We start from the raw sequence: 17,254 nt of genomic DNA, 5'->3' as shown, positions 1-17,254 counted from the left end.
GTTGGCGCTCGCCGCCCGAGTCGGAAGAATCAGGACTGCGGCTTGATGATGTTGGCGTTCTGGTACTTCGTCGACACGCGGTCAGCGCCGAGTTCGGTTCCCCAGGTGCTCTTGTCGGTCGCGACGAGGTACTTGGGGTCACACTTGAATTCGCCCGCGGTGGACGGGAACGCCTGCGCGTAGGTACTGCCCTTCAGAGAGGTCATGAGTCCGCAGGTGGCCGGCATGTTCTTGCCGGGATCGGTGACGGCGTGCAATCCGCCGCCGTCCCACTCGTGAATGTTCGAGAGTTCGTTCACCATGCACTGACGCGTCAGATCGCTACCGCACTCGTCCGCGGCGGCCGCCCACAGCAGGAACGACGACGCCGCCTGCATACCGAGGAGCGCGGTCTTGCCACCCTGCTCGGAGACCAGATCCACGTACTTCTTCACTGCGGGCACCTTGTCCGCGTTCTCGAGCATCTGGAAGGTCATGCCCGCGTTGAGGTTGTCGAGCAATCCGGTGTCCTTGTTCCAATCGGAGACGGTCGCGCCGTACCAGGTGGCTTCACCGAAGAAGATGGGATCGATCCCGACCTGATCGAGCGCCTTCACGAAGTTCAGCTCCGACGGGCTTGCCGATCGTGACGTCCAGATACCCTTCGCACCGCACTCCTTGTACTTCTCGGCAAACGGCACGTAGCTCGATTCGCCCTCGTAGTTGAGTGTGACGCCGCAATCCTTGAGCTTGAAACCCGCAGCCTCGGCGATCGAGCGAATCTTCGTGGTGGAGCTGATGATCGTGGGCATCGTGCTGTTGACGACGTCGAAGTCGTTCACCAGATCGGGGTGCATCTCGGCCATCTGGAACCACTGCGAACCGTTCGCGTAGTCGACCGGGAACGGGACACCCTGGAATGTCATCGGTCCGTTGGCTGCGTCGGGTGACACGGTGAAGCCTGGCACGGACACCAGGTTGCACGCGACACGCGTCTGCTCGGCGGTCTGATCCATCGCGAAGCCGTAGCCGACCATCATGAACTGGCTCGCGCACGCTTCCTGCATGACCGAGTTGGCCTGCGTCATCGCGGCGTCGTAGTCGGTACCGACAACCTTGCGGCCGTTGATGCCGCCCTGATCGTTGCACCAAGAGATGAGCGCGTTCACCGCATCGCTCATTTCCTTGTTCAGCCCAGGAGACTTCACATAACCGCGGTCGTCACCGAACCCGATTTTGATCTCGGTGTCGCTGACGCCTTGATCGGTTGCGCCGGTGGCGTCGCCTTCACCACAGGGCGAATCGAGGGTGCCGAACTTCGCGTCGGATGCGCTCGACGCAAGGTCTGCGCTGACGCCGGGTCCGCCGACAGCGACGGCGTAGGGATCGTCACCACGATTCGATGCGCAGGCTGACGCCAGAACGGCGGTCGCGGCGAGTGCCACGATCAGCTTCGTGGACTTGTTGGGCTTCACGGTCGGAGCTCTCCTTCTCACTGACAGACACCGAGAAACAGGGGTGAAACCCCTGTTCCGGTGCGCTCGGTGCCCGTAGGTAATCAGCGTTTAAAACGGTCCGAATGTGCCTTCCCGGTGAGTGAGACCAAAAAGTGAGGTCCCACACAGGGTTCCGATTTCGTGGCGCTGAACACATCGAGAACGGCAGCGCCGCAGCCCACGCGCGGGGACGTACTCCGCGGAGCCCCTGTTCGCATCCCGTTCGCTGTACTTTTACGCGTTCGATACGCACAATTCACGTTGTGACCGCAGAGCTCGTAATCCTCCTGGTGGTAGTTGTCACCGCCCTCGCGTTCGATTTCACGAATGGTTTTCACGACACCGGTAACGCAATGGCCACCTCCATCGCGACCGGAGCACTCAAGCCCAAAGTTGCGGTCACACTTTCCGCGATCCTGAACCTGGTCGGTGCGTTCCTGTCCGTCGAGGTCGCCGCGACGGTAGCCAAAGGCGTCGTCAACCTCGGTGCGGTCAGTGGGCAGGATCTGCTGCTGATCGTCTTCGCCGGTCTCGTCGGCGGAATCATCTGGAATCTGGCGACCTGGCTGCTCGGATTGCCGTCGAGCTCCTCACACGCACTGTTCGGCGGATTGATCGGCGCCGCAATCGCCTCCATCGGTATGGGCGGCGTCGAGTGGGGTGGAGTTCTGACCAAGGTCGTCGTCCCCGCGATCCTCGCGCCGGTCGTCGCGGCCCTGGTCGCAGGCGTCGGTACCAAGCTCGTGTACCGAATCACCGCATCCGTCAAGGAAGACGAGCGTGAGCGCGGTTTCCGTTTCGGCCAGATCGGCACCGCCTCATTGATCTCACTTGCGCACGGCACCAATGACGCCCAGAAGACTATGGGCGTCATCTTTTTGGCCCTGGTCGCTCACGGCACCATCACCGCCGAGACCGAGATGCCGTTCTGGGTGAAGTTCACCTGTGCCGTCGCGATCGCTCTCGGCACATACCTGGGCGGTTGGCGCATCATCCGCACCCTGGGCAAGGGCCTTGTCGAGATCGCCGCGCCGCAGGGTCTGGCAGCCGAAGCGTCGTCCGCAGCCATCATTCTCACGTCGAGCCACCTCGGACTCCCCCTCTCGACCACCCACGTCGCCACCGGATCGATCCTCGGTACCGGCATCGGGCGCAAGGGCGCCGAGGTCCGCTGGGGCGTCGCAGGCCGGATGGCCGCCGCCTGGTTGATCACCTTGCCGTCGGCCGCAGTGGTCGGCGCCATCTGCTGGGCACTCGCGCATCTGATCGGCGGCCTGGCCGGCGTGCTCGTCGTCTTCGCTGCCCTCATCGCGTTCGCGATCTTCATGTACCTGCGTTCGCGTAAGGAACCCGTAGACGCCGCCAACGTGACCGCCGAATGGGACGAGAATCCGGATGCGACGGCTCGCGAGATTCCGACTGCTGATCCCACTCCGTCCACCGAACCCACTCGCAACTCCTGAAAGGGGCGCAAGAGAATGCATCTACTCACCGATACCCTCGATTCGCTCTGGCAGGTAGTGGCAGTCGGACTGCTCTTCGGAGCCGGACTGCCGGCGATCTTCGCCTTCGGCCTCAAGTCGCTGAGTCTGCCGAACGCCGACGGCACCGAAGGACGGTCCACCCTGGGTAAAATGGGTGCGTACCTCTGTTTTGCGGTCGTGCTCGTCACGATCTTCGCCGGAATTCTGTTGTTGATGAAGAACTTCTTGGCCAGCACGTTCGGAATCCACGTCTTCTGAGTGGTCGTCGCGGCGCACCACTGAAACCACCGAAACGAAAATGAGGCCGAGGATTTGAGCAAGTATTCATTGCGCAGCGTGCTCGACTGGCTGCGTGCCGGGTATCCCGAGGGCATCCCGGACAAGGATCATTTTGCGCTGCTCGCCGTTCTCCGTCGTCGTCTGACCGACGAGGAGATCGAGCAGGTCGTTTCGATGTCCATCGAGTCGGCACACGAAGTGCCGGACCGCCACGTCGACTACGACACCATCCGCGCCATCATCGAGGGAATCCTCAACGAGGAGCCGTCCGAGGACGACGTCGATCGTGTCACCGAAAGGCTGCGCGCAGGTGGGTGGCCGGTCATCGAAGACGTGGACACCGACAACGAAGTTCGAGACGTGAGCTGACGTCATGGCCCTTCCGCCCTTCCTCACGTCGATAGTCGGCTGGTTGCGGGCCGGCTATCCCAATGGCGTCCCCGAGCAGGACTACATCCCACTTTTCGCGCTCCTCACTCGCAGACTCTCCGAAACCGAGGTCGACGCCGTCGCCGACGCGTTGATCGAGGACGGCGATCTACCCATCGAGAAGACCGACATCCAGGTCCTCATCACGAAGATCACCAACGAGATGCCACTCGAAACCGACGTCGACCGCGTACGAAGCCATCTGGCTGCCGGTGGTTGGCCGCTGGCTGGACCGGACGTCCGGTGAACGTTCTTCGCACACTGGCTGTTCCACAGGGTGAGGCGGTCTTCGAGGTACTGCCTGCCATCGCGCAGATCCTGGACGGCGTGCACGACGCCGTGCTTCCCGTCCCTGCGGCCGACGCACGCGAGACGGCCCGACTGAGCGACGCTCTGCACCCCGATCAGCCCATCGACGACGGCATCTCGCTGGTGGTCGCCACGTCGGGGACCACCGGAACCCCGAAGGGCGCGATGCTCACCGCGAGCGCACTGCGAGCCAGCGGCGACGCGACCCATGAACGCCTCGGCGGCACCGGATCCTGGTTGCTGGTTCTCCCCCCGCACCACATCGCCGGGATGCAAGTTCTGTTGCGCAGTGTCCTCGCCGAAACACGACCGGTGATCGTCGACGTCAGTGCGGGTTTCGACCCTGCCGCATTGCCGGGCGCTGTCGCCGCGATGAGCGGACCGCGCCGCTACACCTCGTTGGTGCCGACGCAGTTGGTCAAGGCACTCGGTGATCGCTCCGCGGTCGAGGCTCTGGCTTCGCTCGACGCGGTTCTGCTCGGCGGCGCTGCTACTCCCGCACCGGTACTCGCGCAGGCCACCGAAGCGGGCATCACCGTCGTCCGCACCTACGGGATGAGCGAAACTTCCGGCGGTTGCGTCTACGACGGAATCCCGTTGTCCGGAGCACAGATTCGTATCGACGACGGCCGAGTTCTGCTGGGCGGACCGATGCTCGCGTCCGGGTACCGCGGGCTTCCCGACCACCCCGCTTTCGCCGAACCCGGATGGTTCCGGACCGACGACGCCGGATCTGTGGTCGACGGAGTCCTGCGCATCAGCGGCCGGTTGGACGAGGCAATCTCCACCGGTGGGCTGACCGTCGTACCGCAGGTGGTCGAGGCCGCGCTGGCCGATCACCCCGCCGTTCGCGAGTGCGCGGTGATCGGCATCGAGGACCCGCGGCTGGGGCAGCGGGTGGTGGCCGTCGTCGTACCCGAGGGCGAAGCTCCGACGCTCGACGAACTACGCGCACATGCTCAGCGGACACTCGACGTCACCGCAGCGCCGCGGGAACTCTTCGTCCTGGACGCGCTCCCCCTGCGCGGACCGGGCAAGCTCGACCGCGCCGCCCTGGTGGCTCGGTTCAGCTAGCAGCCGCAGCCCGATTGTTCAGCCGCAGGCCTGATCAGCGCCGCGGCTGCACAATCAGCGCGCGGCTCCGCGGAGGCAAGCCCGCTCGAACCTTTCGCGGACACGTTCGAAGTCGCGAAGATCCGCCCATACCCACCGGAACACCTCGAACCCCGCGTCCCGGATCGCGTCCTCCCGCAGTTTCTCGCGCTCTACCGCCCTCCCCGGATTGTCGCCGCGATACTTGACCATCCCGTCGAACTCGCCCACCACACCGTGCTCTTTCCAGAAGAAATCGACTCTCCCGATGAACCGGCCACCGTGACGGATCTCGTGCTGCAGGGTCGGCATCGGCCAACCGTCGTCGCGCATGCGTACCCGGCTGATGGACTCCCCCGGACTCTCGGCACCTGGTTCGATGAACGTCGCCGCCACTCGAGCGCGACTCATTCCCAGCCGTCCGCGCGCATGATCGAGCGAAGCGTCGACGTTCTCACGCCTCATCCCACGTCGCAGGGCGCAATCACCGATCACCACGGCGGTCTCGAACGGCGTCGTCCGTGCGAGGTCGACGAACGTTCGCGCAAGCGACGTGGTTGCGACGCCGTCGATCAGCACGACCTCCTCGGCCGGGACCACTGCCGGATGAAGATGCAAGGTTTGACTCTTCCGCCCACCCGAGCACCGGTTACGCGTCATGTGCACGGTGTCCAATCGCAATCCGCCGCAATCCAATCCGTGCATGACCGCTGCCGAAGCGTGGCTCACGATTGCGCCTGGTCCACAGCTTTCGGTGGCTACCATGACAGCGCAGCGGTGGCGTGCTCTCGCATCGAGTTCGCGGAAGTGATCGGCGCGCATGTAGATCCCCGCTGCGATTCGGTGCAGCTCGCCGCGCCTGACCGCTCGCTGCAACTGCGCGTCGCTGGTGCCGTCCCGGTGAGCCTGTGCCCGCGTAAGAATCTCCATGCAGCGAGCGTGATGCCGCCGCGCCCGCACACCGACAAGCAAGATCCGTCTGGGGATTGTTTGCCGGTTGTGGAGCACCGACCTCGCGCACTGTGCAAGTAACCGCAAGTTCCACGCAAGGTCCATGCAAGATCGGTCTGCCAAGCTTCATCCCATGAACCACACAGCTTCGCCTCTTGCCATCGAGGCCGACGGACTCGTCAAGAAGTTCGGCGAGCACCGCGCGGTCGACGGCGTCAGCCTCACCGTCCCCACCGGCTCGGTGTTCGGCGTCCTCGGGCCGAACGGCGCCGGCAAGACCACCACCGTCCGCATGCTCGCCACTCTCCTTCGCCCCGACGGCGGTGAGGCGCGCATCTTCGGCCACGACGTCAGCCGTGAACCCACCGCGGTCCGATCCCTGATCGGCGTCACCGGTCAGTACGCCTCCGTCGACGAGGATCTGACGGCGACCGAGAACCTCGTGATCTTCTCGCGGCTGCTCGGCCTGAGCCGCCGCGATGCGCGCACCAAGTCCCTGGAACTCCTCGAGGAGTTCGATCTGGTCGAGGCCGCGACCAAACCGCTGAAGAACTTCTCCGGTGGCATGCGTCGACGCCTGGATCTGGCGGCAAGCCTGATCGCGCGCCCGCCGCTGCTGTTTCTCGACGAGCCCACCACCGGCCTCGATCCGCGCACCCGCGCCCAGATGTGGGTGACCATCCGGCGACTCGTCGCCGAGGGTTCGACGGTGTTGCTCACCACGCAGTACCTCGACGAAGCCGATCAACTGGCCGATCGCATCGCGGTGATCGACCGCGGCCGCGTGATCGCCAACGGCACCGCCGACGAACTCAAGGCTTCGGTCGGGATCTCCTCGCTCCAACTCAAGCTGGTCGATCGTGATCGCACCGAGGAGGCTCGCTCGCTCATCGCCGCTGCGCTGAGCGTCGAGGTGGGTGTCACTCCCGAGGTCGGGCGGATCACCGCCCCGCTGAGCGACCCGTCGATCACGGCGGACCTTTTGATCCGTCTGCGTGAGCAAGGTATCGCCGTCGACGAAATCAACGTACAGAAACCCAGCCTGGACGAAGTGTTCCTGACCATCACCGGGCACCAGCCCGAAGACGGTGGCCGCAACGACGCCCAGTCCGACAACGACTCCGATCGGAGCGTCGCATGACAACCACCCTCACCAAACCCCGGTCGCCGATAGCCCAGCCGGATGCCGCACCCCGCCGCATCAGCCTGCAGCAGAGCTTCGCGAACACGTTCACGATGGCGTACCGCGGAATTCTCAAGATCAAGCACAATCCCGAGCAACTGTTCGACGTCGTCATCCAGCCGATCATCTTCACGTTGATGTTCACCTACATCTTCGGCGGCGCGATCGCCGGTGACGTGACGGCATATCTGCCGACGATCATCCCCGGCATCCTCGTCCAGACCGTCATCACCGGTTCCATCGTCACGGGCACGCAGCTTCGTGAGGACATGGACAAGGGCGTGTTCGACCGCTTCAAGTCCCTTCCCATCGCTCGTATCGCCCCGCTGTCCGGTGCATTGCTCGCCGACGTCGTGCGCTACGGCATCGCCACGACCATCACGTTCATCGTCGGTTTCGCGATGGGTTACCGCCCCGCAGGCGGCGTGGTCGGCATTCTGTCTGCCGCGATCCTGGTCATGGTGTGCGCGTTCTCCATCAGCTGGATCTTCGCTCTCATGGGCGTGCTGATGAACAAAGCGTCCACGGTGCAGGGTGTTTCGATGCTCGTGCTGTTCCCGCTTACGTTCCTGTCGAATGCGTTCGTCGATCCTGCCACCATGCCGAGTTGGCTTCAGAAGTTCGTGAACGTCAATCCGGTCTCACACCTGGTGACCGCGGTTCGCGAGCTGGCCAACGACGGCCACTTCGGTATCCACGTCGTGTGGTCGCTGGTGGGCGCCGCGGTGATCGTTGCCGTCATGGCACCTTTGACCGTGCGGATGTACATGCGCAAGACATAAGTCCCGCACCATCGTCCAGACCTAGTCCAGCACCGGTCCGCGAAGCGCAGCCAACACTGCTTCGCGGACCGCTCTGCGTGAGTAACCCGATACCTTCTCGGTTTCCACAGACCACCTGTCGGCTCCGACCAGACCAACCGCGAAGTCGGAGAGGCGCGCGTGATGGAGCGAGACGAAGTCTTGTCTCCCCGGCATTTTCAACGACAAAGCCATCAGTTCGACTCCGCGTTCGATGTTGCCCGTGACAAGATCGAACTACCCGATCGCCGACGCCAACGAACCCGCGAGCGGCAGGTCCGCGTAACCGTTGGGATCGAGCTTGAGAGCACTCGACTCCTTCATCTGCAGAACGCGGCCCGCCACCAGTTCGTGCCGGCCGTGAACTGCGTGAGCGCACACAGCCGCGGCACCGAGCAGAACGACGAAGGGATCACCGAAGATGTTCTCGATCGCAGAACCCAACAGCTCCAGCGCTTCTCGATACCGAGCCAAGCCCTCGTCGATACGGCCGTCCGCGAGATCCGCCTCGGCGATACTCGCTATGAGCGCCGCGCGCCGTTGATCGGTTTCGATGGCCCCGGTCCCACCCGAATGCGCCAATGCCGGACGTGCACGATCGAGAAGCACCCGACCACCAGCGGTGTCACCGGCCGCGATCATTGCTCCGGCTTGAAAGCAGATGAGCTGCATCGCCTCGTCACGCGCACCGAGGCGTTCCATCGACGCCGCCGCGATCGCGTAGAACTCGATGGCCTCGCCATAGCGGGCGGATTGGCTGTGAACCGACCCGACATGTTGGGCCGCCATCGCCAGACCCCACTCGTCACCGATGCTGGTGGCGTAGTCGAACAGAGTCTCCCCGTCCAGCAACGCACCGCGCAGATCTCCGATGTTCTCCCGCATGTTCGAACGCGCGGACAGCGCCGCCATGCGGGTCTCGGGATCGGAACTGCGAACGCCTTCGGCCACCAACCGCGCAAGTTTGTGGTTGGCGATCCCACTCGTGGTCAGCTTGATCAGAAATGCGAACAACGGACCGAGATCATCGCGCTCACGCAACAGCTTTCGAAGTCGGATCCGCGCACGGGCATGGTCTCGATCGGCCTCTCCGAAGAAGAGATGCATCGCCACCAGGATGAACGTAGCGCCCACCAGTTCTGCATTCACGTCGCGCAGATCGTTGTCCGCGGTCGCCCCGACGATCTTCGACGCCCAGTTCGAAATTTCCGAGTTCGATCCTCGTACGGCCCACAGAATCGCAAGGACGGGGAAGACGTTGGCTACGGTCACCGCGTCGCCGCGTTCCACGGCCCAGCGAAGTACAGCCAGAAGGTTGTCGTGCTCGGCGTCGAGGTCGGCAATCAGACGGAGCTGATCCGTCCGTGCACGCACGACGGCATCCTCGGCGATCGCAATCGCCCAGTCGTCGAGGCGCCGAATCACTTCCGGTCCCTCCCCGGACGCGGCGAGTTGCTCCTCGCCGTATTCACGGACAGTCTCGAGCATGTAGTACCGAAGATCTCCCTGCCCGTCGCTGACGGAAAGAAGTGACTGATTCACCAGCGCTTCGACGGCACTTGCCACATCGGTCAACTCGCCCCACCCGGCAACGGCCTGCGCCGAAGAAAGGGTGAAGCCGGCCGGGAATCGGCACAATCGACGCAACGCAATCTGATCCCCGCTGCCCAACAGATTCCAGCTCCAGTCGATCACCGCGTGCAGGGTGCGATGCCGATCCGGAGACGTCGGATCATCGGAGCGCAACAACGCGAACCTGTCTCGCAGTCTCGAACCGATTTCGTCGACGCTCATGGTACGGACCCGAGCGGCAGCGAGCTCGATCGCCAACGGGAGTCCGTCGAGCGTCGTACACAGCTTGACGACCGCGTCGACGTCCAGATGAACAGAGGGCCGCACCGCACGGGCTCTCGCCGAGAAGAGTTCGACTGCCGAGCCGCTTCCGTCGTCGATCGCCAACGGCGGCAACGGGTACACCGCCTCGGCACTGATCATGAGCGGAGAACGACTGGTGGTCAGAACCGTCAGCTGACGACCGGCCGCGATCATCTCGGCCACGATCTCCGAACACGCGCCGATCACGTGCTCACAATTGTCGAGGATGAGCAACATCGGACCGGCGGACAGCGCCTCTTTGAGTCGCTCTCTCGCCGAATGCGTTCGGCCGACGGTCAATTTGCCTGGCGCCAGATCGGATTCGCTGATTCCGAGGGTGCCTCCGATGGCCGCGATGACATCTTCGCTGCTGCGCAACGACGCCAACTCCACGAGGACCACCGAGACGCCCGGCTGGTTCACGGATCCGCGCAGGCCCAATTCGTGTGCGAGACGGGTCTTTCCGGCGCCACCAGGTCCGAGAATGGTGACGACGCGCGAGCGGGCGAGCAAGGATTCGATCTGGTCGATGTCGTTGTCGCGACCGAGCAAGGTGTTGGGGGCAGCGCGCAGACCGATCGCACGGGCGGCCCGCGGTGTAGCCGCAGGTGCCCCGAGAAGTTCCGCGTTGAGAGTCACCAGTGCGGGTGACGGATCAGCGCCCAGGCGATTGGCGAGGTGGTTGCGGAACTCCGCGAACACTTCGAGTGCCTCGTTGACTCGGCCTGCTCCGGCGAGCGCACGCATCAACGCCTCGGCCGCTGTGTCGTCGAATGGGCTCGCCAGATGGCGTCCGCGCACCAGGGGAATGGCTGCCGCGTACTCCCCCAATGTGAGCAACGCGTCGATCTGCGCCGTCTCCAGTTCGTCGTACACCCGGCCTGCGTCGAGCGCCAGACGATCTGCAACGTCGCCGACGACGTCACTCCCGGGGGTACCGCGCCACAGGCGCAATGACGCGGTCGTGACTGCGAGCGCTTCGGACGCGTCGGCGCCGACGGTGCGCAGACCACGGGCGGCGTCCGCTGCCCTGGCCAGGTCGACACGCTCCCGAGCGAGAGTGAGCCGGTATCCGGCCGCCGTGACTTCGAGGGCCCCGTCCGGGAGTGCAGATCGCAGGCGCGAGACCTGAGTGTGGAGGGCGTTCATCGGTGAGCGCGGCGGCTCCAGCCCCCAGACGTCGTCGATCAGGCTCTGCGCGGTACGTGGCTCACCCGGATTGCGAGCCAGCGCAACCAGCAGAGTTCGAGCTCGCGGACCCGGCAACGGAACCAGACGATCGCCCACTTTGGTCGAAACGGGTCCGAGCAAGGCAATGTCTGCCAGGTCTTCGCCCGACTGCGCGTACCTGGCGCGCTCACTCACGTCTCGAGTCATGTGCTGATCCACCGCGTTCGATCGTATTGCACAGTGCAAAGATCGTTGTATGGCAACAGCTGCTCAATGGATCGAAGGCGCGAGGCCGCGCACACTCCCGAACGCGATTGCGCCCGTGCTGGTCGGCACCGGAGCCGCGGCGTCCCTGGACCTCGCAGTGTGGTGGAAGGCGCTCCTGGCACTGATCGTCTCCTTGGCCTTGATCGTCGGGGTGAATTTCGCGAACGACTACTCCGACGGAATCCGCGGAACGGACGACGACCGCGTCGGGCCACTGCGCTTGGTCGGATCGAAGTTGGTCAGTCCCGGAGCTGTGAAGGCCGCGGCGATCAGCTGCTTCACCGTTGCCGCGGTAGCCGGGTTCGTTCTGGCGGCGACCACAGCCTGGTGGCTGGTTGCGGTCGGCGTGTTCTGCATCATCGGTGCCTGGTTCTACACCGGCGGCAAGAAGCCTTACGGATACAGCGGGTTCGGCGAGATCGCCGTGTTCATCTTCTTCGGACTGATTGCAGTGCTGGGAACTCAGTTCGTACAGGCCGAGCGGGTGGATCTGGCCGGGCTGGCCGGCGCGATTGCCATCGGTTCGTTCTCGAGCGCGGTGCTCGTTGCCAACAATCTTCGAGACATCCCGACCGACACCGAGTCCGGAAAGATCACTCTCGCAGTCCGGCTCGGCGACGCCAGGACCCGCACGCTGCACGTGATCCTGCTGGCCGTCCCGTTCGTCGCGACCCTGCTGCTGATCCTGCGTACTCCGTGGGCATTGCTCGGATTGCTGGCGTTGCCACTGGCAATCCGAGCCAACGCCCCACTGCGTTCGGGCGGGCAGGGTATGGCCCTGATCCCCGCGTTGCGCGACACCGGACTCGCCATGCTCGTCTGGGGTGCCGCGACCGCAGTTGCGCTCAGTCTCGCCTGAAAGTCGACGGACTCAACGGTTGTCCGGGACGAACGCGCTGAGCAGGAAGTTCACGATCGAGATGATCAGCGCGCCCCAGACTGCCGTCCAGAAGCCGTCGACCGTCAAGCCGTAGGACGTTCCGGACGAGATCCACGCCGTCAGCATCAGCATGAGGGCGTTGATCACGAGCGTGAACAATCCGAGAGTCAGGATGAGCAGCGGTAGCGAGAGAAGCTGCACTACCGGCTTGATGAACGCGTTGACCACCGTGAAGATCAAAGCGATCACCGCGATCACGAGAACCGTGCCCCAGGTGCCGTTGTCGTGGTTGGCGATCGTGATGCCGGTGACCCACGCCGACGCCAGCCAGATGGCTATGCCGTTGATGATGAGACGTGCCAGAAATGTCATGTCTGAATGCTGGCACATCCCGCCCCGTGCATGCGGAGCCGTGCCGAATCTAGGCGGCGCGATTCATCTTCGCTTCCAAGCGCTCACGGATCACCGACATCGTGACCTGCGTTTCGAGGGCCTGACGGGTAGGCCCGTCGGCGACACGCAGGATGCCGAGCAGGATGTGTTCGGCACCGATTCGATTGTCCTTGTGCGCGAGCGCTTCACGGAGCGAGAGTTCCAACACCTTCTTGGAGTCCTTCTCGAATCGTGAACGAGGGAACCCGAATCGGCTCTTGCGAGAAGTGTCGACGCCGTCCGGCACAGGAGTCTCGTCCAGCACACCTTCGCCGAAGGACTGCTCGAGACTCTCCCGAACCGCATCGAGATCGATGCCGATCGACTTGAGTATCTCGGCGTCGTCGTCGAAATTGTTGGAGCTACCTTCGTTCGATCCGGCGCCGGCGTGGCGGATCACGTCGAGCGTGACACCAGACTCGGTGAGCACCTCGGTGGCGATGCCCCGATCAGAGGTGAGCAGCGCGGTCAGAAGTTCCATCGGCGTGACAGGACCGGAGCCGGCGACAGCATCGACAACGACGCCTCGAGCCTGTGCGGAGAACCTTTCGAACATGGCAATTACCTGCCCTTCTCGCGCAGTGAACGCAGCATCGATTCCGACTGCGCGGACGCGTATTTCTTGTGGACGGCTTGACGGCTGACCTCGAGAGCTTCCGCGATCGCCTGCCAGGACCATCCGTGACGGCGCGCATTGGCGACCTGAATGGCCTCGAGTTTTTCGAGAAGACGACGCAGCGCTCGAACAGCACGCAATCCCTCGGTGGGATCCGGGCTACCGGCGGCAGCAGCGAGAGAGGTTGCTTCGGTCATGATGTCAATTTAGGTTGACAACCGGAATCTGTCAACCAAAATTGACAGGCGCGCCTAGTATCCGGCGACGGCCCCGTTCACTGCCACCTGCAAATCCGCCTGCACAGTTCGGGCGATATCCATCGGCTTGTCCGGAAGTTCGGTCACCGGCATTCCGACAAAGACACTCGCAGCCTTGACGTCGCCGGCCACCGGACCGTAGTTGATGCCGATCGACACCAGAGCCGGTGAGCATCCCAATTTCTCGGCGCGCGCGATGATGTGGCCGATTCCACTGTTGACGTGCTGCAACCGCGTCGGATCTTCGGTGTTGCACGTCCCTTCCGGGAAAATCGCCAGACAATCCCCGTTGCCCAGACGCTCGGCCGCGACGTCCATCATCACTCGGCCGGCATCCGAAACAGCCCGGAGGCCGTAGTTCTTGCTGCGAAAAACCGGGATGCTGCCCATCATGTCGACCTTCTTGCGCTGTGAAGGATCAACGAAGAGTTCGTCTTTGGCGAGGACCCGGGTCCGTCCGATCACTCGACGCAACGGAGTACGCCACGCGGTCGCGGCGAGCGTGAACTGGTCGCTCTCGGTCAGATGATTGACCGCCACGACCAACTGCGTCTTACGTTCCAGCAGAGTCTTCAGCGCAGCTTCCGCACCCGGCGCGTACCTCACTCGCGGGCGGTACTTCAGCGCCAATGCGGCATAAGCGAGCTTCGCCACGAATCGGTTCTGCTGATGACTGCGGTAGTACTCGTACACAGCCTCGTAATTGTCGAGTGAAACTTCAGGATTGCCCATGGTCCGCCCTCGCTGGAGAAGTGCCCCTTGACCAAACGATACACAACCTACGGTTGCGTAGGTTTGCGTTACAGAAGGCGTAGCGCTGGGAGAAACTCCACTCTCGAGGTAAAACGGTTTCTGTGATCCGCTCGGCCATATCCACCGACCTACCCGCACTGCAACAGATCGAGATCGCCGCGGGCGAACCGTTCCGAGACATCGGGATGGACGCCATCGCAGACGATCCACCGCCGACGCTCGACGAGTTGAACGATTTTCTCGCAGCCGAGCACATCTGGGTTCAGACCGACGCAAACGACGTACCCGTTGCGTACGCGCTCGTCGAGATCGTGGACGGCGGTGCGCATATCGAACAGGTCTCCGTTCACCCCGATCATGCCCGCAAAGGCCTCGGAGCTCAGCTGATCGACGCCGTCACCGAATGGGCGGCGGACCATCACCACGATCTCGTGACTCTGACGACGTTCGTCGACGTTCCGTGGAACGCGCCGTACTACGAGCGACTCGGGTTCGTGCGCCTGGCCGAGAACACGCTCTCCCCCGGCCTGATACGCATCAGAACGGACGAGCAGTCGTCCGGGTTGGACGCCTGGCCTCGCGTGACGATGAGCCGCCCGTCACACGGTCCGGCGCCGGCGATTCAGGAACTGGCCGTCCACGCACCCGAACGGACGAACTCGTCCAGCACTGCCGTCGGACCGAGCAGGTCGATCCCTTCCGACGCCACCCATTCGTCGTTGTAGTACGTCCCCGAGTAACGCTCTCCGCCGTCGCACAGGAGGGTGACGACGCTGCCGCTGCGCCCGGCCGCCATCATTTCGGCAATCAACGCAAAAGCTCCCCACAGGTTCGTCCCCGTCGAGCCGCCCACTTTGCGCCCCAGGGCTGTGCTGGCGTGCCGTGCGGCCGCGATCGAGCCTGCGTCCGGCACCTTGATCATTCGGTCGACCACCTGACCGACAAACGACGGTTCGACGCGCGGACGGCCGATGCCCTCGATCCGGGAACCTCGAGTACCGACGATCGACGGATCGCTCGCTCGCCACGCGTCGAAAAACACGGAGTGCTCCGGGTCCACCACGCACAGCCCCGTGTCGAATTTCCGGTAACGAAGAAAGCGGCCGATCGTGGCACCGGTTCCGCCCGTCCCGGCTCCGACGACCACCCAGTCGGGAATCGGATGTTCCTCGTGTTCGAGCTGAGTGAAGATCGATTCGGCGATGTTGTTGTTTCCGCGCCAATCCGTCGCGCGCTCGGCGTGGGTGAACTGGTCCATGTAGTGACCGTTCAACTCACTCGCGAGCCGATGCGATTCCGAGTAGATCGACGACGGATCGCTCACGAAATGACAACGTCCCCCCTGCGCCTCGATCAACGCGATCTTGGCGGGACTCGTGCTCGCGGGCATCACCGCGACAAAATCCAGGCCCAGCAACTTCGCGAAATACGCCTCGCTGACAGCCGTCGATCCGGACGACGCTTCGATGACAGTGGTCTCTTCGGTAACCCAGCCGTTGCAGATCGCGTAGAGGAAAAGCGACCGTGCGAGTCGATGCTTGAGACTCCCCGTGATGTGGGTCGACTCGTCCTTCAGATAAAGCTGGACGGTCCAGTTACTCGGCAGCGGATAGCGCAGCAGGTGAGTGTCCGCGCTGCGTTGCGCGTCGGCTTCGATCAACCGCACCGCGTTGTCGACCCACTGGCGTGAGGTCCGACGGTCGACGTCGAGCGACCCCGTGGTCACCGCCCGTCTCCGCGCAGCTTGGAGCGAAGATCGTCACGATCGGACCGACGCTGGGCGTCGACCGCCGCAATGCCCGCATTGACACGCTTGCGCAGTTTCGCGAAGAGCAGCAACGACAGCGGCAGCGCGATCAGAACTGCGAACAGCGCCGCGACGATCAAGGGAACGTCCGTGCCGGCGAGCTTTCCGCCACCGATGATGACGGCACCGATCACGACGACAAGCAGCAGCCGAGCGACCGAGTACAGCACCACGTCGCGGGCTAGTTGACCCTTGGTCACCGGCCCGGAAGCCGACTTTGCTTGCCCAGAGTTTGCGGAAGGTTTACTGGCCTTGACCGGCTCAGAAGGAACATTTTCGGGGTTTTCAGACAACTGACTCACCCTCTCAGGTTACCCATTCCGAATACGGGTGGGACCGAGCCCGCTATATCCATTTTGTCCTTTACTTAAACATTACTTTTTCTTGAAAGATCGACTACCCGGCTATATCTGTGCAAACATTGCGCTACCACTCAGAAAACGGTCGAATGTGAGCGAAGGACTTCGAAACAAACTCGACGCAGGTTTTTGGCAACTGGTCGACACACCGGTTCGGAACCAAAGTTCGGAATCACTGCTCGGTTCGGAATCACTGTTCGTCAAACGTTCGACATCAACATGGAGGACCTCACAATGAGCGCACCAACCTTCAATACCGCCGCAGACGCACTCATGACGCCCGGACAGGTAGCGGCATTGTTTCATGTCGATCCCAAGACCGTGACCCGCTGGGCACACGCAGGACGACTGGGCTCGCTTCGCACGCCAGGAGGACATCGTCGATTCCGTGAGACCGAGGTCATGCAGCTTCTGCGCTCGCTGACCACCGAAGCAGACAACAACTGAGCAACTTCAGCTCACTTCGAAGCACTTTGCGGTACCCGACAGATCTTGCAGTACCCGACAGATACAGCACTAGCGCACTGAGCCGAAACGCTTGTCCGCACCACTTCTGGTGAAGCGGGGCGGAGACTGAGTAGGCTCGACTTCAGTTCCCTGAGGAGGTGCGCCGTGTTGTATCTGTTGGCGTTGGTGGGTTTGGTGACATTGATCGTTCTGATGTGGAAGGCATTCGGGCCCGATCCGTCGACGCGCACCCCGGTGAGCGGTGTACGCGGGCCGGATGACGATCCCGAATTCCTGTGGAATGTGAACCAGCAAACACGACGCAAGCGCACGGAAGGTCCGGACGTACCGCCGACTGACGCGTCGACGTAGGGCCGGGCTCGCCCGGC

At 63.3% G+C, this 17,254-nt stretch carries 19 protein-coding genes and 1 pseudogene; 11 read left to right on the top strand and 9 right to left on the bottom strand.

The annotated features are described in order from the left end of the window. Positions 1 to 29 precede the first annotated feature (29 nt). Positions 30 to 1,454, bottom strand: coding sequence for an ABC transporter substrate-binding protein (locus tag ACBG85_RS08435; RefSeq protein ID WP_372027062.1), 1,425 nt, complete (start codon positions 1,452 to 1,454; stop codon positions 30 to 32). Between the two features lie 284 nt (positions 1,455 to 1,738). Here ACBG85_RS08435 and ACBG85_RS08430 point away from each other — a divergent pair, with 284 nt between their 5' ends. The 5 genes from ACBG85_RS08430 to menE are packed head-to-tail and all read left to right on the top strand — an operon-like array spanning position 1,739 to position 5,050. Then, entirely contained in the window at positions 1,739 to 2,938 is a 1,200-nt protein-coding gene (locus ACBG85_RS08430) for an inorganic phosphate transporter (protein WP_007728486.1), read from the top strand. Between the two features lie 15 nt (positions 2,939 to 2,953). Further along, on the top strand, positions 2,954 to 3,217 hold the full coding sequence (locus tag ACBG85_RS08425) for a hypothetical protein (RefSeq protein WP_372027060.1): 264 nt from the start codon (positions 2,954 to 2,956) through the stop codon (positions 3,215 to 3,217). A gap of 54 nt (positions 3,218 to 3,271) precedes the next feature. After that, the gene (locus ACBG85_RS08420; RefSeq protein ID WP_003941853.1) at positions 3,272 to 3,607 is read left to right on the top strand and encodes a DUF3349 domain-containing protein; all 336 of its coding nucleotides are present in this window, start codon (positions 3,272 to 3,274) and stop codon (positions 3,605 to 3,607) included. Positions 3,608 to 3,611: 4 nt separating this feature from the next. Continuing rightward, a complete protein-coding gene (locus ACBG85_RS08415) occupies positions 3,612 to 3,914 on the top strand; it encodes a DUF3349 domain-containing protein (protein ID WP_003941976.1) in 303 nt (100 codons plus the stop codon). Next, positions 3,911 to 5,050, top strand: a complete 1,140-nt coding sequence (gene menE, locus ACBG85_RS08410; RefSeq protein WP_209908014.1) for an o-succinylbenzoate--CoA ligase — start codon at positions 3,911 to 3,913, stop codon at positions 5,048 to 5,050. Before ACBG85_RS08415 ends, menE begins: the two co-directional genes overlap by 4 nt. Before the next feature lie 54 nt (positions 5,051 to 5,104). Here menE and ACBG85_RS08405 read toward each other — a convergent pair whose 3' ends face one another. Beyond that, positions 5,105 to 5,998, bottom strand: coding sequence for a type IV toxin-antitoxin system AbiEi family antitoxin domain-containing protein (locus ACBG85_RS08405; protein ID WP_050768582.1), 894 nt, complete (start codon positions 5,996 to 5,998; stop codon positions 5,105 to 5,107). A gap of 154 nt (positions 5,999 to 6,152) precedes the next feature. Here ACBG85_RS08405 and ACBG85_RS08400 point away from each other — a divergent pair, with 154 nt between their 5' ends. Next, on the top strand, positions 6,153 to 7,160 hold the full coding sequence (locus tag ACBG85_RS08400) for a daunorubicin resistance protein DrrA family ABC transporter ATP-binding protein (RefSeq protein WP_003941960.1): 1,008 nt from the start codon (positions 6,153 to 6,155) through the stop codon (positions 7,158 to 7,160). Then, positions 7,157 to 7,984 (top strand): ABC transporter permease, encoded by an 828-nt coding sequence (locus tag ACBG85_RS08395; RefSeq protein WP_003941848.1) that lies wholly within the window; start codon positions 7,157 to 7,159, stop codon positions 7,982 to 7,984. Before ACBG85_RS08400 ends, ACBG85_RS08395 begins: the two co-directional genes overlap by 4 nt. A 21-nt stretch (positions 7,985 to 8,005) precedes the next feature. Here ACBG85_RS08395 and ACBG85_RS08390 read toward each other — a convergent pair. Further along, positions 8,006 to 11,254, bottom strand: a pseudogene (locus ACBG85_RS08390) (BTAD domain-containing putative transcriptional regulator). A gap of 49 nt (positions 11,255 to 11,303) precedes the next feature. Here ACBG85_RS08390 and ACBG85_RS08385 point away from each other — a divergent pair. After that, a complete protein-coding gene (locus ACBG85_RS08385; protein WP_007728497.1) occupies positions 11,304 to 12,173 on the top strand; it encodes a 1,4-dihydroxy-2-naphthoate polyprenyltransferase in 870 nt (289 codons plus the stop codon). Between the two features lie 12 nt (positions 12,174 to 12,185). On the opposite strand, the gene ACBG85_RS08380 is transcribed toward ACBG85_RS08385, so the two are convergent. The 4 genes from ACBG85_RS08380 to ACBG85_RS08365 are packed head-to-tail and all read right to left on the bottom strand — an operon-like array spanning position 12,186 to position 14,231. Then, positions 12,186 to 12,566 carry a phage holin family protein gene (locus ACBG85_RS08380; RefSeq protein WP_003941998.1) on the bottom strand — a complete coding sequence of 127 codons (381 nt, stop codon included), beginning with the start codon at positions 12,564 to 12,566 and terminating at the stop codon, positions 12,186 to 12,188. Between the two features lie 49 nt (positions 12,567 to 12,615). Next, positions 12,616 to 13,182: a Clp protease N-terminal domain-containing protein gene (locus tag ACBG85_RS08375; protein WP_003941949.1), complete on the bottom strand. Its 567-nt coding sequence runs from the start codon at positions 13,180 to 13,182 to the stop codon at positions 12,616 to 12,618. 5 nt (positions 13,183 to 13,187) lie between these two features. Continuing rightward, complete coding sequence (locus tag ACBG85_RS08370; protein ID WP_003941869.1) at positions 13,188 to 13,439, bottom strand: HTH domain-containing protein; 252 nt, start codon at positions 13,437 to 13,439, stop codon at positions 13,188 to 13,190. Positions 13,440 to 13,493: 54 nt separating this feature from the next. Further along, positions 13,494 to 14,231 (bottom strand): 1-acyl-sn-glycerol-3-phosphate acyltransferase, encoded by a 738-nt coding sequence (locus ACBG85_RS08365; RefSeq protein WP_054828445.1) that lies wholly within the window; start codon positions 14,229 to 14,231, stop codon positions 13,494 to 13,496. A 122-nt stretch (positions 14,232 to 14,353) separates the two neighbouring features. Between ACBG85_RS08365 and ACBG85_RS08360 the strand changes: the two genes are divergently transcribed. Further along, positions 14,354 to 14,977 (top strand): GNAT family N-acetyltransferase, encoded by a 624-nt coding sequence (locus tag ACBG85_RS08360; protein ID WP_063314764.1) that lies wholly within the window; start codon positions 14,354 to 14,356, stop codon positions 14,975 to 14,977. Here ACBG85_RS08360 and ACBG85_RS08355 read toward each other — a convergent pair. Both ACBG85_RS08355 and ACBG85_RS08350 read right to left on the bottom strand, forming a co-directional pair. Further along, positions 14,875 to 15,978 (bottom strand): PLP-dependent cysteine synthase family protein, encoded by a 1,104-nt coding sequence (locus ACBG85_RS08355; RefSeq protein WP_212633901.1) that lies wholly within the window; start codon positions 15,976 to 15,978, stop codon positions 14,875 to 14,877. The genes ACBG85_RS08360 and ACBG85_RS08355 overlap by 103 nt on opposite strands. Next, complete coding sequence (locus tag ACBG85_RS08350; protein ID WP_030535490.1) at positions 15,975 to 16,361, bottom strand: DUF4229 domain-containing protein; 387 nt, start codon at positions 16,359 to 16,361, stop codon at positions 15,975 to 15,977. Before ACBG85_RS08350 ends, ACBG85_RS08355 begins: the two co-directional genes overlap by 4 nt. Positions 16,362 to 16,652: 291 nt before the next feature. On the opposite strand from ACBG85_RS08350, the gene ACBG85_RS08345 reads away from it, so the two are divergent. Next, complete coding sequence (locus ACBG85_RS08345) at positions 16,653 to 16,865, top strand: BldC family transcriptional regulator (RefSeq protein WP_003942029.1); 213 nt, start codon at positions 16,653 to 16,655, stop codon at positions 16,863 to 16,865. A gap of 165 nt (positions 16,866 to 17,030) precedes the next feature. Next, entirely contained in the window at positions 17,031 to 17,237 is a 207-nt protein-coding gene (locus ACBG85_RS08340; RefSeq protein ID WP_003941996.1) for a hypothetical protein, read from the top strand. The last annotated feature ends 17 nt before the right edge of the window (positions 17,238 to 17,254 follow it).

The organism is Rhodococcus sp. NyZ502, assembly GCF_041464245.1.
GTDB classification, from domain to species: domain Bacteria; phylum Actinomycetota; class Actinomycetes; order Mycobacteriales; family Mycobacteriaceae; genus Rhodococcus_F; species Rhodococcus_F qingshengii.
Note: the sequence above shows the minus strand (reverse complement) of the source record. Positions and strands in the feature narration are given on the sequence as shown.